Origin of the sequence: Janthinobacterium aestuarii, from assembly GCF_046113285.1 — a bacterium.
Lineage (GTDB): Bacteria > Pseudomonadota > Gammaproteobacteria > Burkholderiales > Burkholderiaceae_D > Janthinobacterium.
Genome location: NZ_CP142524.1, coordinates 3957232 through 3972658, shown reverse-complemented (window position 1 = coordinate 3972658; position 15427 = coordinate 3957232). Strand labels below are relative to the sequence as shown.

Genomic DNA, 15427 nt, shown 5'->3' with positions numbered 1-15427 from the left:
GATGAACGAAGCGGATAAGGGGCCGGTTTCTGCGCTGGCGCGCGAGTGGGCGCGGCTGCGCGGCGACTTCTGGGACTTCGGCATGCTCAGCTGGATTCCCGTCGTGCTGTGCGGTATGTTGTGGCTGGTGTTTTTCGCCGGCATCGCGCGCGACTTGCCCATCGTCGTCATCGATAACGACAACTCGACCTTGTCGCGCCAGCTCACGCGCTGGCTCGACGCTTCGCCCGGTGTCCAGGTGGCGGCGAAAGTGGCGTCCAGCGACGAAGCCCTGCATCGCTTGCGCGAGCGTACGGCGTTCGGCTACCTGCTGATCCCCAACGATTTCGAACAGAAACTGCTGGGCGGCAGGCAAGCCACCGTGCAATGGCTGTACAACGCGCAGTTTTCCTCGCACGCGGGCGCCTTGCTGCGCGACGTGCGCACGGTGAGCACGACCTTGTCGGCCGGCATCGAGATGACGGCGCGCGCAAAAAAGGGCATGTCGGGCGTGCAGGCGGCGGCCCAGTTCGAACCGATACGCACGACACTGAACAGTTTATATAACGAGAACATCAGCTATGAAGCATTTTTAACGTTGGCCCTGATGCCGGCCATGCTGCAGATCTTCATCGTCGTTGCCGTCGTCACGTCCATCGGACGCGAGTTGCGCGACGGCACGGTGCCGCAATGGCTGGCCTCGGCCAAGGGCAGCTGGTTGCGGGCCATCGGCACCAAGCTGCTGTTTCCCGTGATCGCCTACTGCGCGCTGGCGCTGCTGTATCTGCTGTTCTTCAGCCTGGCGCGTGGCTGGGCCGTGGCGGGCAGCTTGCCGGCCCTGTTGCTGAGCATGCTGCTGCTGGTGCTCGCGTATTGCGGCCTGGCCACCTTGCTGATCGCCGCCACCCTGTCCCTGCGCCTGGCCCTGTCGGGCGCGGCATTTATTACGGCACCGGCCTTCGCGTTCGCGGGACAGGCCTTTCCCCTGATGGCCATGCCGGCGCCGGCGCGCGCCTGGGCGGAAGCCTTGCCGCTCACGCACTATCTGCAATTGCAAACGAAATACTGGCTGGCCGGCGCGCCATGGCGCTATGGCGTGCAGGAAATGCTGATCTTGGCCGGCTTTGCCATCGGCTGCGGCGCCGTGGGCGTATTCCTGCTGGCGCGCCGCGCGCATGCGCCGGCGGCCTGGGGGCGTGCATGATCTGGCCGGCTTTTATCGCCACCTGGCGCGCCATGCTGACGGACAAGGGCGCGCTGACCTTGCTGTTTATCGGCGGCATCATTTACTCGTTTTTCTATCCGCTGCCATACTCGACGGAAATCGTCCAGCGCGTGCCCGTGGCCGTCGTCGACCAGGACCGCAGCGCCATGTCGCGCCAGCTCACGCGCTTCGCCATGGCCCATCCCTCATTGCAAGTCGTGGCCGTCACGCCGGACTTGCCCGTCGCGCAGGATTTATTGTGGCGCGACCAGGTCATGGGCGTGCTGATCATTCCCGACGGTTTGCAGACGGACGTGCTGGCCGGCCGCGCCGCCCATGCGCAGGTGGCGGGCAATGGTCTGTACTTGATGCTCAACAAGGTGGCCTTGAACGGCCTGGCCGAAGTGGTGGGCACGGTGTCGGCCGGCATTGAGCTCAAGCGCCTGGGCGCGGGCACGCCATCGACTGTGCAGGCCAACCAGCAGCGTTCGCCCATCGCGTTTGACGCCGTGCCCCTGTTTAACGTCAAGGAAGGCTATGGCGCGTATGTCGTGCCGGGCGTGGCGACCTTGATCGTGCAGCAGACCTTGCTGATCGGCATGACCATGCTGTTCGGCACCTGGTACCAGCGCAAGAGCTTCCCTGTGGCCGGCCGGCGCACGGCGGGCGGCTATGCGGGCATGCTGCTGGCGTTTGCCTGCGTCGCTTTCCTCAATTGCTGCTATTTCTTCGGCTTCGTCTTCTGGTTCCAGGATTACCCCCGTGGCGGCAACTTCGGCGGCATGCTGTTGCTGCTGGTGCTGTTCTCGCTGGCGGAGGCGGCGTTCGGCATGCTGCTGGGCATGCTGTTCCGCACGCGCGAACGGGGCACGCAGCTGATGATCGCCACCTCGATGCCCGTGCTGTTCCTCGCGGGCCTGACCTGGCCCGTATCGTCCATGCCCGTCGTGCTGCAATGGCTGCGCTGGCTGCTGCCGTCCACGGCTGGCATCCAGGGCTTTGTTGCGCTCAACCAGATGGGCGCGTCGCTGTATGAAATCCGCCATGAAGTGGCGGGCTTGCTGGCCTTGCTACTGGCCTGCGTGGCGCTGGGCTGGTGGCGCTGGCGCAAGCTGGAGGAAACCGTTGTTGATTTGAACAAGGCCGAAGGCACTTGATATGCAATAATTTCATTTCCGTAACCCCAGCGAAATGCCGGGGTCGGACCCTGAGGGTCCGACCCCGGTCCTTGGCTTTAGGGGTTGATTCGATGCCTTTTTGATGATTTCTATGTCTGCATTCAATTTGTTCCAGCGCTTGTCCCAGGCCCCCACCAAGCCCAAGGCCGCGCCCGCCGTGCGGCAGTTCGATGTGGCGGACCTGTACCAGGGCCCCATCGCGCTGGGAGCGGAAGGCGAGGCGCAAGCGCGGCCTTTCGATGAAAAGCTGCGCCAGGCGTATTTCTGGATCGTCAACCATGCCATCATCAGCCCTCACTACGACATCGAGTACAACGACGGCCCGTCGCAGACGTATTCCGTGGGCGACAGCCGCCGTACATTGAATTTGCCGTCGGCGCAAAGCTATTCGAGTTTTATTTTGCTGCCCCTGCTGACGTTCGCCACGCGCCGCAAATGCCTGTTTGTGGGCGGGCCGGGGCGGGGCAAGACGGCCAGCGCGCTGCTGATGGGCGTGCTGGCCGGTTCCACCGTCAAGGAGGTGAAACGCGCGATGCAGCATGGCCACCCGCAGATGACGGTGGCCGATTTGCTCGGCAATCCCTTACCGGCCGACCTGGTGAATGCGCAAAGCATGGACGATATCCGCATCGCCTGGCGCGCCTGGCTGGGCATGCGCGTGAAGATCGTCGATGAATACAACCGCATCCCCACGCGCACGCAAAGCGCGCTGCTCACCGTGATGGGCGACAATTACGCGGAAGTGCTGAACCATATTTACGAGTGCCCGGAAGCGGCCTGGTACCTGACGGCCAACGACGACCAAGGCGGCGGCACGTACCAGGTGATCGAGGCACTGCGCGACCGGGTCGACGTGACGGTGCAGGCGCTGGCCTTCAACCCGCGCTTCCTGAACGAATTGCTGCTGCGCGTGGAAGAAAACGTGCGTCCCGAAGAGCTGGTGCCGCCCGATATCATCTTCACGGAAGGGGAGGTGGACCAGATCGGCGAGGCGATCCGCCAGGTGGGCATACCCGACGCCGTGCGCCGCCGCCTGGAATTTTTTGCCAGCCAGTTCGAGCTGTTCGAGACGGCCGGCGGCCAGTTCGAATACATGACCAAGGACACGGCCCGTTTGGCCGGTGCCGACCGGGGCGCCGCGCAGGCGGCCGACAATGGGCGCGACCGCCTGAAGGACCTCGGTTGCCAGACCTTGAACGGCATCTCCGTGCGCACCCTGATGGCGCTCATGATCTACGCCAAGGCCATGGCGTATTTCCGCGGCAATGGCGAGGTGGCGCTGGAAGACTTGCGCCAGGTGCTGCCCTTCGTCCTGCATAACAAGCTGCAGCCGGACCCGGACGCGCCATTTTTCGCGCTGCCGGAAAACGCCGCCTACCGCAGCGACAGATTGGGCTGGCTGCGCCGCCTGTTCGACCTGTCCAACGATGAATTCAACCGCCTGGACCTGGACCGCGACGATCCCGTGGGCGTGCTGTCGGCCGAATTCGACCTGGGCCTCGATGGCGTCAGCGAGCGCGAAACCCTGGCGCGCCTGAACCGCATCGAAAAGCTGATCGGCGAACGCACGAAGGGGCGCAAGCTGTACGGCCCCCTGTACGACGACCTGCTGAAGCTCAAATACCTGCATCAGCGCTATACCAACTACCGCAGCTGGCTGCGTTCGCAATGAGCGTGCCGCACTGTCAAGGCTTCCTGGAAGCGCTGGCCATGCTCAATGGCGAAGCGAGCGACCTGTGCGCGAGCTACGAATTATCACGCCTGCCCGACGCGCCCGATCTTGCCACGGCGCTGGGCCTGCGTGTGGAAGACCATGCCTTGCACGTCATCGAGCCGGCACGCCACTTGCCGGCCCCCTTGTGGCACATCAAGGCGGCGCCGTGCGGACGCGCGCAGCTGGAGCAGGTGTGCCAGCGCTGGTTTTTCTCGTCGCGGCACATGCAGGCGGCGCCACCGGGACGCTTCCGCGCGCAGCTGGTGGCCGCCTTCCTCGCATCGCTCGACGAGGCGCTGGGCGGTTTTTCCACGTATGCCGTGACGATGACGCCGCCCGCCGGTTTCTGGTACGCCATCCACTGGGACGAGATCGCGTTCGAACTGGGCGATGAACGCTATCTGCTGCACTTTTCGCACAGCGACTGAGGGGCCGCGATGATCTCTCCTGCCTTTGCCTCGCTACTTGCCGGGGGCCGCGCCCAGTTCAATGCGCGCGCGGCGGAAGCACGCCGGCGCTTTCCCTCGCTCGACATGGCCGCCTTCGGCGCCTTCTTGCTCGACGGCGTCGATCCGCTGATAGTCGCCGTGGTCGCCGCCGCGCCTGAACGGGCGGGCGGCGTGACCCTCGCTGCCTACGACATGGCCCTGGAACTGGTGGGCCATGGGCTGGCCGGTCCGGCGGCGAAAAATCCGTTCTTGAATACCGTCTGGCGCGAGCTGGCGCCGCAGTTTGCGCCGCTGCTGGCGATGGCGCCCATCGACGTGCTGGGCATGCTCAGCAACGCCGCCGTCCACATCGCCTCCGTGGCGGGGGCGCGTCCCGCGCAGTGGCAGCGCGAGCTGGCCGCCCTGGCGCCGCAGGTCGCCACGCTGGCGCAGCTGCGTGCCGTGGGCCAGGTGCTGGCGTGGCGCGCGGGCGTCGCGCATTTTCGCCAGGGCGCGCTGGCCGCCGCCGATACCTTGCCGCCGGACTTGGCGCTGGCCGCCTTTGGCGAGCCGGGTGCGCCATGGCCGCAGGTGCATGCGCAGCTGATGGAGTATCCGTGGCGCGGCAATGCGGAGGGCCGCGAGTTCGGCAGCTTCACAGGCCTCGGTGGCGACTTCGGCGCGCCGCCGCAAGTGCGCGCTGCGGCGGATGGTTTTATCGTGCGCAGCGGCGAGCGCCATTACCTGCTGGTGGCCGACGCCTTTGGCGCCGTGCTGCACAGCGCCACGGCGCAGGAGTTCGAGCAGGCGCAAACAAGCATGCCGGCGTCCGTGCGGCTCGATGGGGCGATCCTGCAGATCGGCGCGCGCCGCATCGAACTCGATGTGCCGGCCGGCGACATCGCCATCGCCGCCAATGCGCATACGGTCGCCGTCACGTCGCCATGGACGCACGCGATCCGCCTGCTGCCGCTCGCATGAAGAACGATGCCGACACCGCGCTGATCGACGCCTGGCGCGCGGCCTGGCCCGAGGCCCTGGCCGTATGGAGCAAATTTACGCGCCTGCGCGACCCCAGCCTGTGCGCCAGCCGCGTCGAGGCCAGCAAGCAGGGCCTGTCCGGCAGCTTCGCCATGATCCGTTTGCTGGACCAGAGCGTGGTGGTGGACTTGCCGCTGGTGACGGAGCTGGGGCTGGACGACTATGCGCTGGAAATCCTCGCCCATGAAATCGGCCACCATATCCTCGCGCCGGGCAGCGCCGGCGACCAGTTCCGTTTGCTGGCGCGCATGCGCCGCGCCTTGCCCACACTGGAGCAGCACGCGCCCATGGTGGCCAATCTGTACACGGACCTGTTCATCAACGACCGCTTGCAGCGCCAGGCGAATCTGCGCATGGCCGACATCTACCGCAAGCTGCAGCAGGGGCGCACGGTGGAAGCGCGCGCCAAGGGCAGCGGCGGCGTATGGACCTTGTACATGCGCATCTATGAAAACCTGTGGCAGCTGGAAAAGGGAGAGCTGGGCGGAGCAGGGGCTGAGCACGAGGCGGACGAACGCCTGGACACGGACGCCTGGCTGGGCGCGCGCCTGATACGCGTGTATGCGAACGACTGGATGCTGGCGGCGGGCCGTTTCGCCACCTTGCTGCTGCCCTACCTGGTCGACGATACGGACGCCCTGGGCCCGAGCCGCTATCTGCAGGACACGCGCGACGCGGCCCGGGGCTGCCAGACGTATGGCGCGCAGCAGATCGAGGATGACGAGGAAGGCGGCGCCATCCACCCGGTGCACGACAAGCGCATTTCCGGCCTCGATGGCGAGGAGCCGCAAGGCGAGGCGCCGGCAAGGCAGGGCGGCGGGCAGCTGCGCGAACCGTTCGAGCTGGGCGACATTCTGAAGGCCTCGGGCATCGATCTGAGCGACCATGAAATCGCCATCCGCTACTACCGCGAGCGGGCCTTGCCGCACCTGGTGGCGTTTCCCAGCCGCCCCGCGCCCGAGTCGCAGGAGCCGCAGATGGAAGGGCTGGAAGCGTGGGAAATCGGCGATCCGCTTGAGGAAATAGACTGGCTGCAATCCGTGATGCAGTCGCCGCGCCCCGTGCCCGGCGTGACGACCGTGCGCCGCGTGTATGGCCGCGAACCGGCGCGCGTCGTCGACGCCGTGCCCGTCGACCTGGACATGTACGTGGACAGTTCCGGCTCCATGCCGAACCCGCAGGCGCACACCTCGTTTTTGACACTGGCCGGCGCCGTCATCGCCTTGTCCGCCCTGCGCGCCGGCGCGAAAGTGCAGGTGACCCTGTGGAGCGGCAAGAACGAGGTGATGCAGACGCCCGGCTTCGTGCGCGATGAAGACCTGATCCTGGGCGTGCTGACGGAGTTTTTTGGCGGCGGCACCTGTTTCCCCATCCACTGTCTGCGCAAGACCTATGCGGGCAAGCGCGAACGGCCCGCGCACATCCTGATGATTTCCGACGATGGCATCACCTCCATGTTCGACAAGGATGAACTGGGCAACAGCGGCTGGGATATTTCCGCCAAGGCGCTGGCCCAGGGCGGCGCGGGCGGCACCATGGCCCTGAACCTGGCGCGCGACTGGGATGGCGCGGCGAGCCACAAGTGGCTGCAGCAGACCTATGACGATTTAAAACGTGCGCGCCGCGAGCAGGGCTGGGATATCCACGCCGTCGAGCGCTACGAGGACTTGCTGGACTTTGCGCGGGCGTTCAGCCGGCGCCACTATGTTTAAATCCGGGGTCAGACCCGCCGGGTCTGACCCCAGCCTTTGCTTTTCGGGCTAAATTTGCACATCACTGTATAAGAAAAGGCCCATGAATATCTCTGGTCCCCACCTCGAAACCTTAACCCACCGCCTGGCCGACACGCCCGTCGAATTCTTCGCCGAGCCCCGTATCGCCGGTGTTGCCAATGCGCAGGCGGTGGCGGTGGCCGCGCTGGTCAACGACATTGTGCTGCTGCATGGCGCGCGTGCGCCTGCCGCGTCCCTGCAGGGTTTTATCGGCGCCCAGGTGAAGGCAGACCGCAACCGGCTGGCGCTGGCCATGATCCTGTGCTGGCTGCTGGCTGACGAGTGGTTCATCGCACAGCGGTTGCCGCAGCATGACCTGCTGCAGGTGCTGGGCGAGGCGGCGCGCGAACTGGCCGCCGCCACGCCGGCCCACCAGTTCACGCAAGACCCGGAGCGGCGCGAGGAACTGGCGCGCATCGTGCTGGCGCGCCTGGGTTTTCGGCCCCGCGATGAAAGCGTGGCGCAGGCGACGGACAGATTGTCCGCCATCAGCGGCACGGAGCGCCGCCGCCTGCTCGAAGCGAGCCGCCTGGCCGAGCAGCGTTCGCGCGAGATCCGCGAGGCGCTGGCGAAGAAGGCGGCCGAGGAATCGGCCGACAAGTGGTCGCGCGAATGACGCTCGCTGGCAAACCTGACGTCAACCTGCCGGGCGGTGCCTGGGAATCGGACCGCGACTATTGTCCCACCCTGACGCCGACGGGCGCGCGCATGCTGGAAAAGCTGCGCAGCCATCCTTGCGCGCCCCGGTACCGCAACCGCAGCGGCAACAAGCTGCAGGCCGCGGAGGTCGAAGCGCTGCGCGCCTATGAACAGGACGTCATGCAGGCCGCGATCGGCTGGAGCGCCGATGCGCCGCCGTCCTGGCTGGCGGATTTTCTCAGGACGACCTACGCCACGGTGCCGTATTATCGTGCCTGCGGCTCGCCCCCAGCGCGCTTTGCGGACGTGGCGCCCGTCAGCCGCGCCGAACTGGCCCACGACATCGCCGCCTTCGTGCCCGACGATGCGGACCTGGCGCGCATGATCAATTTCCAGACGACGGGCACCACGGGCCATCCGCTGCTGATCGCCTCGCATCCGCTGGTGGCGGGGCGCTACCTGGCCTTCCACAAGCGCGCGCTGCGCCGCTTCGGCGTGACCCTGCGCCATGGCGCGGGCCAGGTGGGCGTGATGCTGCTGGGGCACCAGCGCCGCTGCTTCACCTATGTCTCCGTCACGCCGACGATGAACGAATCGGGCCTGGCGAAGATCAATCTGCACGTGGACGACTGGCGCCAGCCTGAAGACCGCGCGCGCTACCTGGACGCCATGGCGCCCGAGCTGATCGCGGGCGACCCCATCTCGTTTGCCGAGCTGCTGACCTTGTCCATGACGCACAAGCCTGCCGCGCTGCTGTCCGTCTCGATGATGCTGTTGCCCGGCATGCGCGCGCGGCTGGAAGCGCGTTTCGGCTGCCCCGTGCTCGACATCTATTCGCTCAATGAAGTGGGACCCGTCGCCGTCTACGACGAGCGGGCGGGCGGCCATGTGTTGCTGCAGCACCGCTTGTACGTGGAAATCCTCGATGCTGCGGGACAGCCCGTGCCCGATGGCGCGCGCGGCGAGATCACGGTGACGGGCGGTTTTAACTTTTGCCTGCCCCTCGTGCGCTACCGCACGGGCGATTACGCGTCGCTGCTGCATGGCCCGCATGGCCCCGTGCTGGTGGGCCTGGCTGGCCGCAGCCCCTTGCGCTACAGGACGGTCAACGGCGACTGGATCAACAATATCGACATCACGCATGCCCTGAAACCGCTGGCCATCGCCCTGTTCGGCGTGCACCAGCATGGCAACGGCGCCGTCGCGCTGCGCCTGGCGCCGGGCGCCATGCCGCAGGCCGACCGGGCGCGCGCCTTGCTCGCGCCCTTTTTCGGCGCCATCGCGGTCGAGACCTTGCTGGCGGAAGACAAGATCATTCAATACACCTCGGATTTGCGGGAAGCGGCGGCATGAACCTCCATAAACGCGGCCTCGTGGTCGGCAAATTCTGTCCGCTGCACCTGGGCCATGAACTGTTGATACAACGCGCCATGGACGGGTGCGAGGAACTGCTCGTGGTCAGCTATACCAAGCCGGAATTTCCCGGCCTGGAACCGGCGCGCCGGGAACGGTGGCTGCGCGCGCAATTCCCGCAAGCGCACATCGTGGTGCTCGACGATGCGCGCCTGGCCGCCCTGTGCGCGGCGCGCGGCGTGCCGGCGCGTGCGCTGCCGCACAACGACGCCGATGGCGACGACCATCGCCACTTCATGGGCTGGCTGTGCTGGACGGTGCTGGACTTGCCCGTCGATGCCGTGTTTAGCAGCGAAGAGTATGGCCCCGGCTTTGCGCAGGTGCTGGAACGGCATTATGCAGCTGGCGCGGTGGCGCACGTGAGCGTGGACCAGGCAAGAACCCTGGTGCCCGTGTCCGGCACTGTGGCACGGCAAGACCCGCATGCGCACAGCGCCTTCCTGTCGCCCGTTGTGCGCGCCGATTTCGTCACGCGCGTGTGCGTGCTCGGCGGCGAGTCGAGCGGCAAGACGACTTTGACGCAAGCGCTGGCGCGGCATTTCGAGACGGCCTGGGTGGCCGAATACGGCCGCGAACTGTGGGAAAGCCAGGACGGCGTATTGCTCTATGACGATCTGCTGAAGATCGGCCGGGAACAGCTGCGCCGCGAAGCGCAGGCGCTCCTGGTTGCGCGGCGCTGGCTGTTTTGCGATACCTCGCCCATGACCACGTATTTTTACTGCATCGAGATGTTCGGCAGGGCCGAGCAGGAACTGGCCCAGCTGGCCGAACACCGCTATGACCTTATACTGCTGTGCGCCCCTGATTTCCCCTTCATCCAGGACGGCACCCGCCGCGACGAGGATTTCCGCGCGCGCCAGCATGCGTGGTATCAGGCCGAGCTGGCGCGGCGGGGGATCGCCTATGTCAATGTGTCAGGTTCCGTGGATGACAGGGTCAGGCTGGTGGCGCAGGTGCTGACGGGACCTTAATGGCGGATGCGTGGCGTACGCAGCGGTGTCGGATTACGCTGCGCTAATCCGACCTACGCTGTTGCCGCCAAGGCCGCGCGGCATGTAGCCTTGCCTGCCGCGTAATCCGACGACATTGCTACAGCGGCCGCACGGGGATGCAGATCTCGCAAGAGAATTCGCCGGTGGCCGGGTCCATCGCCGTGGCGGCGGCAAAGCGCTCGAAGCAGGGGCGCTCGTCCCACTGCAGGCCGCTGGCCGGCAGCCATTCGCGCGCCATGCGCGTCCACGCGTCGGGGATGGCGCTGGACGGTCCCTTGAATTGCGCCACCGCGTAACGCCCGCCTGGCAGGGTGGCGAGGCTGGCGCGTCCGGCTGACTGGAAGCCGTCGGGCACGGCGACGCAGGCGTCGTAGCGGCATTTTTCCGGCGGCGTGATGCTGGGATCGTCAAGGCCGATGCCGTAGCAGGTGGCGTCGCCCAGGCCGTGCGACTGCATCCACGGTGATACGGTGTCGCGCCAGAAGGCGCTGATGGCGGGGCCGTAGGGGCCGATATGGCGCTGGCACGCGACGGTGACGGGCGGCAGGTCGAGGATGGTGACTTGCATGGGACTCTCTCTATCAAGTGGATTGGAGTGCCCATGGTGCGGGAAGTTCGGTCCGTATTCCTGATCGGTATTGCGCATGGCCTGATCCGGATTGCTATCTTGCCGGCGCAGGCGCATGGCCGCGAGCATGGCGGCGTTTTTCGCGGCAATGCCGGCGCGCCAGGCTGTCGGCGTGCAGCCGAATTTCAGCTTGAAGGCGCGCGCAAACGCTTCGCCGGAACCGAAGCCCGTCGCCAGCGCGATGTCGAGTATCGACTCGCCGGGACGGCAGGCCAGCCGCAAGGCGGCCGATTCCAGGCGCCGGCGGCGCGCATAATCGCCCAAGGTTTCACCCATCCAGGCGGCGAACACGCGGTGAAAGTGGAAACGGGAAAAATGCGCGACATCGGCCAGTTGGGCCAGGTCCAGCGGCGTGTCCAGGTGGCGGTCGATATGGTCGAGCACGGCATTCATGCGGCGCGCGTATTCGGCGCGGAACAGCCCGGACGCCCGCTGTTCAGGGGGAATAGGAGGGGAAGACATGCCGCCGATTATGGCATGAACTCCCCTGGGAACGGCGCGAAAAAAAGCCTTACGCCGCGTTCAAGGCCTGTTCCAGGTCTTCGCGCAAGTCGTCGATATGCTCGATGCCCACGGACAGGCGCAGCATGTCTTCGGACACGCCCGCCTTGGCCAGTTCCTCGGGATTGAGCTGGCGGTGCGTGGTCGATGCCGGGTGGGTGGCCAGCGACTTGGCGTCGCCGATATTGACCAGGCGCGTGAACAGCTGCAGGGCGTCGAGCACGCGGGCGCCGGCCGCGCGCGGGTCTTCGCCTGCCGCCAGTTTCAGGCCGAAGGACAGGATGCCCGAGGCGCGGCCGTGCATGTATTTTTTCACCAGCGCGTGGTCCGGGTGGTCTTCCAGGCCCGCGTAATTGACCCACGCGACTTTCGGATGCTGCTTCAGGTGCTTGGCCAGGGCCAGCGTATTGTCGCAGATGCGGTCCATGCGCAGGGCCAGCGTCTCGATGCCCTGGATCAGCTGGAAGGCGGAGAGCGGCGAAATGGCCGCGCCCATGTTGCGCAGCGGGACGACGCGCGCGCGGCCGATGAAGGCGGCGGGGCCGAACGCTTCCGTGTAGACGACGCCGTGGTAGGACACGTCCGGCTCGTTCAGGCGCTTGAAGCGCTGCTTGTGCTCGGCCCACGGAAATTTGCCGCTGTCGACGATGGCGCCGCCCACGGTGGTGCCGTGGCCGCCCAGGTATTTGGTCAGCGAATGGACGACGATGTCGGCGCCATGCTCGATGGGGCGGAACAGATAGGGGCTCGGCACAGTGTTATCGACGATCAGCGGGATGCCGTGCGCATGCGCGATTTCGGCCAGCTTGGCCACGTCCGTCACATTGCCCAGCGGGTTGCCGATCGATTCGCAGAAGATGGCCTTGGTGCGCGCGTCGATCAGGGCGGCGAAGGTCTCGGGTTGGCGCGCGTCGGCGAAGCGCACTTCGATGCCGATCTGCGGCAGGGTGTGGGCAAACAGGTTGTAGGTGCCGCCGTACAGCTGGCTGGCGGAGATGAAATTGTCGCCTGCTTCGGCGATGGTCTGGATCGCGTAAGTGATCGCCGCCATGCCCGATGCGACGGCCAGCGCGGCCACGCCGCCTTCCAGTGCAGCGACCCGCTTTTCCAGCACGTCCTGCGTGGGATTCATGATGCGCGTGTAGATGTTCCCGGCGACCTTGAGGTCGAACAGGTCGGCGCCATGCTGGGCATTGTCGAAGGCGTAGGCCACCGTCTGGTAGATGGGGACGGCGGCGGCCTTGGTGGTCGGGTCGGGGGTGTAGCCGGCGTGCACGGCCAGGGTTTCGATTCTCATGTGGTCTCCGGTTCGAATGGGCTGCGGTGGTGAAGCGTTTGAAATTCGCAGCCATTGTGCCATGCCCCCGTTAACTGCTTGCTACGCTTGATAGAATATTAAGTCATAAGCTAGTGCTGTCTTGATATAAGTCATCCAGCTCTGCCTGGCCGATGAACCGTTCATGCGTGCCATGCTGGGCGCAGGCAAACGCGCCGCCGATGGCGCCGCGGCGCATGGCGTCCTCCAGCGGCAATCCTGCCAGCCAGGCGTGCAGGAAGGCGGCGACGAACGAGTCGCCCGCGCCATTCGTGTCCACCACGGGCAGCTTCAATCCCGCCGTCGGAGTGTGGCGCACGGACGCGCTGCCCCGTTCCAGCAGGAAGGCGCCGTGCGCGCCGGCCATGGCGATCACGGCCTGCGCGCGGCCTTGCGAAATAATTTCGCGCATGACGTCGTCCCGACGCTCGCCCAGCGCCGCCGTGCTGAGGAAAACCAGGTCGGCGCGCAGGGCAAAAACCTTGTGATGCGGGTTGACGCCATCCCAGTCGTGCAGATCGGTGGATACCGTCGTGCCGCACGCTTGCGCGTCGTCAAACAGTGCGGCCACCCAGCCCATGATGGAAAAGTGCGCGTGGCGCGCCGGCCCCAGGTAGGGAAGATAAAACGCGGCCGGCATGCGCAGGTCTTCCGGGTGGCGGCCGTCGTACAGCGACAGCCGGCGCCCCTGTGGGTCGACCAGGTTGACGCTGCGCCGCGTGCCCGAGGGTTCGACGATGTGTGAAAAATCGAGCCTGGTCTCTTTATAGCGCTGCAGGATGGCCGCGCCTTGCGCATCGTCGCCGATGAAATCGATGAATTTGCAGCGCAGGCCCAGCGCGTGGCAACCGAGCGCCACGCCATTGCCCGTGTGCGCCACATAGTCGCGGATGGGCGGCACGTGCAGCGAATCGGCCACGGGCAATTGCAGGTCGGGGACGCGCACGATCGTGTCGATGCCGGCGCCGCCGACCACCAGGATGTCATAGGTACTCATGGTGCAGCCTTTTCTAACAGGGCGGTGCCGGCCGCGTGTACCGCGACGGTGCCATCTTTGACGATGTAGGTTTGATTGGTGTAGGCGTCGCGCAGCAGGGTGCCATCGGCGAACACGCCGTGCACCTTCAGTGAGAGCGCGCCTTGCGCCTCGGGCACGGCGATGACGGCGTCACCATCCATCACGCGGGCGAATGCGTACGGCTTGTCGTTGATGAACCGGTGTTCACCGCGCGCCAGGGCAGGGTGGCGCAGGCGGAACTGGCCCAGCTTGCGCGCATGCGCGAGGGTGGCGGCATCGAGCGAGCCCCAGTTCATGCTTGACCGCGTGGCCTGCTGTTCGTCGCCGATGGGCGCCGTGCCAGGCTGGCGCGCGCTTTCATCGCCATAGAACAGCTGCACGCCGCCCGGCGCCAGCAGCAGGGCGGACAAGCCGTGCTTCAATTGATCGCGCGGGAACAGGCTGGTGTCGTGCGAGGAGATGTACGACAGGATGTCGTGGCGTGGCTCTTTCGCCAGTAAGCCCGCGTACTGGCGATACACGCCGTCGATGCTTTTCCAGTCGCCGCCCGCGCGGTGTTGAAAGTCGAAATTGATCATCGAGTCGAAGCCGGCATCAAACCAGCTGCTGCGCTCGGGGCCATGGCCCCACGCTTCGCCCGTCATCCAGAACGGTGCGTCGTCGATCTTTTGTTCGGGATGGCGCGTTTTCCAGTCTTGTAATGCCTCCGTGGCCGCCGCGCGCAGGGCCAGCCAGCTGGCCGGCTCCACATGCTTGACGGTGTCGGCCCTGAAACCGTCGACGCCGAATTCGCGCACCCAGTCGGCCAGCCAGTGCACCAGATAACCGCGCACCGTGGTGCCGGGCAGGGCGACGGCACGCGTGTCCGTCTTGCGCTGCAAAATCGGCGGCAAGCCCACGGCCTTGCCGCTCTCCGTGCGGAAGTCGGGCAGGTAGGCCAGCTGCATCGTGTAGTCGTCCTTGCCGCCATCGGAATAGCCGGGCAGGCCCGCGCGTACCCAGTCCGGCCCCCACCATTGCTTGAATTCGAAGTTGTTGTAGTCGATGAAGCTGTGATAATCGCGCAGCGCGGCCTTGTCATGGCCGGGCCACAGCACGGGCACCTTGTATTCGGCCAGGGTGCGCAAGTCCGCATAGCCGGGGTGGTTCAGCACCACGTCGAACAGCACGCGGATGCCTTGCGCGTGCGCCGTGGCGATCATCTCGCGCAGCTCGTCGCGCGTGCCCATGTTGGCGTCCATCGTGGTGTAATCGAGTGCCCAGTAGCCGTGGTAGGCATAGTGCTGGAATTGCTGCTTGCCGCCCACCACCCAGCCGTGGATCTGTTCATACGGCGCCGTGATCCACAGCGCGTTGATGCCCAGTTCCTTGAAATAGCCGGCTTTGAGCTGCCGCGTGATGCCGGCGATGTCGCCGCCGTGAAAGCTGCCCACGTCGCCGCCTTGCGGGTCGGCGGCGCGGCCGTAACTGTGGTCGTTGCCGGGATTGCCGTTGGCGAAACGGTCCGTCACGGCAAAGTAGACGATGGGGTTCTCTGCAAAGCTGCCCGCCTGCGCCGGCAGGCTGACGAGCAAAGCGGCGAGGGCGGTCAGCACGGTCTTCATG

General features: G+C 66.0%; 13 protein-coding genes. 9 read left to right on the top strand and 4 right to left on the bottom strand.

Annotated elements, in window-relative coordinates; genetic code table 11:
- Nucleotide 1 precedes the first annotated feature (1 nt).
- From OX462_RS17755 to OX462_RS17715, 9 genes are all read left to right on the top strand, one after another.
- Nucleotides 2-1183, top strand: coding sequence for an ABC transporter permease (locus OX462_RS17755; RefSeq protein ID WP_409026694.1), 1182 nt, complete (start codon nt 2-4; stop codon nt 1181-1183).
- The gene (locus OX462_RS17750; protein WP_409026693.1) at nt 1180-2340 is read left to right on the top strand and encodes an ABC transporter permease; all 1161 of its coding nucleotides are present in this window, start codon (nt 1180-1182) and stop codon (nt 2338-2340) included. Before OX462_RS17755 ends, OX462_RS17750 begins: the two co-directional genes overlap by 4 nt.
- A gap of 112 nt (nt 2341-2452) precedes the next feature.
- Nucleotides 2453-4033 carry an AAA family ATPase gene (locus OX462_RS17745; protein ID WP_409026692.1) on the top strand — a complete coding sequence of 527 codons (1581 nt, stop codon included), beginning with the start codon at nt 2453-2455 and terminating at the stop codon, nt 4031-4033.
- A 2-nt stretch (nt 4034-4035) separates the two neighbouring features.
- A complete protein-coding gene (locus OX462_RS17740) occupies nt 4036-4503 on the top strand; it encodes a hypothetical protein (protein WP_139143028.1) in 468 nt (155 codons plus the stop codon).
- Between the two features lie 9 nt (nt 4504-4512).
- Complete coding sequence (locus OX462_RS17735) at nt 4513-5484, top strand: hypothetical protein (RefSeq protein WP_070289765.1); 972 nt, start codon at nt 4513-4515, stop codon at nt 5482-5484.
- A complete protein-coding gene (locus OX462_RS17730) occupies nt 5481-7256 on the top strand; it encodes a VWA domain-containing protein (protein ID WP_409026691.1) in 1776 nt (591 codons plus the stop codon). The genes OX462_RS17735 and OX462_RS17730 overlap by 4 nt, the downstream gene beginning before the upstream one ends.
- 82 nt (nt 7257-7338) lie before the next feature.
- On the top strand, nt 7339-7932 hold the full coding sequence (locus OX462_RS17725) for a hypothetical protein (RefSeq protein ID WP_070218283.1): 594 nt from the start codon (nt 7339-7341) through the stop codon (nt 7930-7932).
- A complete protein-coding gene (locus OX462_RS17720; protein ID WP_409026690.1) occupies nt 7929-9308 on the top strand; it encodes a phenylacetate--CoA ligase family protein in 1380 nt (459 codons plus the stop codon). Before OX462_RS17725 ends, OX462_RS17720 begins: the two co-directional genes overlap by 4 nt.
- Nucleotides 9305-10339, top strand: coding sequence for an AAA family ATPase (locus OX462_RS17715; protein ID WP_409026689.1), 1035 nt, complete (start codon nt 9305-9307; stop codon nt 10337-10339). The genes OX462_RS17720 and OX462_RS17715 overlap by 4 nt, the downstream gene beginning before the upstream one ends.
- 118 nt (nt 10340-10457) lie before the next feature.
- On the opposite strand, the gene OX462_RS17710 is transcribed toward OX462_RS17715, so the two are convergent.
- The 4 genes from OX462_RS17710 to OX462_RS17695 form a co-directional block, all read right to left on the bottom strand.
- Nucleotides 10458-11450, bottom strand: a complete 993-nt coding sequence (locus OX462_RS17710) for an AraC family transcriptional regulator (protein WP_205602341.1) — start codon at nt 11448-11450, stop codon at nt 10458-10460.
- 49 nt (nt 11451-11499) lie between these two features.
- Complete coding sequence (locus OX462_RS17705) at nt 11500-12786, bottom strand: O-acetylhomoserine aminocarboxypropyltransferase/cysteine synthase family protein (RefSeq protein ID WP_409026688.1); 1287 nt, start codon at nt 12784-12786, stop codon at nt 11500-11502.
- Nucleotides 12787-12889: 103 nt separating this feature from the next.
- Nucleotides 12890-13801 (bottom strand): carbohydrate kinase family protein, encoded by a 912-nt coding sequence (locus tag OX462_RS17700; RefSeq protein ID WP_409026687.1) that lies wholly within the window; start codon nt 13799-13801, stop codon nt 12890-12892.
- The gene (locus tag OX462_RS17695; protein ID WP_409026686.1) at nt 13798-15426 is read right to left on the bottom strand and encodes an alpha-amylase family glycosyl hydrolase; all 1629 of its coding nucleotides are present in this window, start codon (nt 15424-15426) and stop codon (nt 13798-13800) included. The genes OX462_RS17700 and OX462_RS17695 overlap by 4 nt, the downstream gene beginning before the upstream one ends.
- Between the last annotated feature and the right edge of the window lies 1 nt (nt 15427).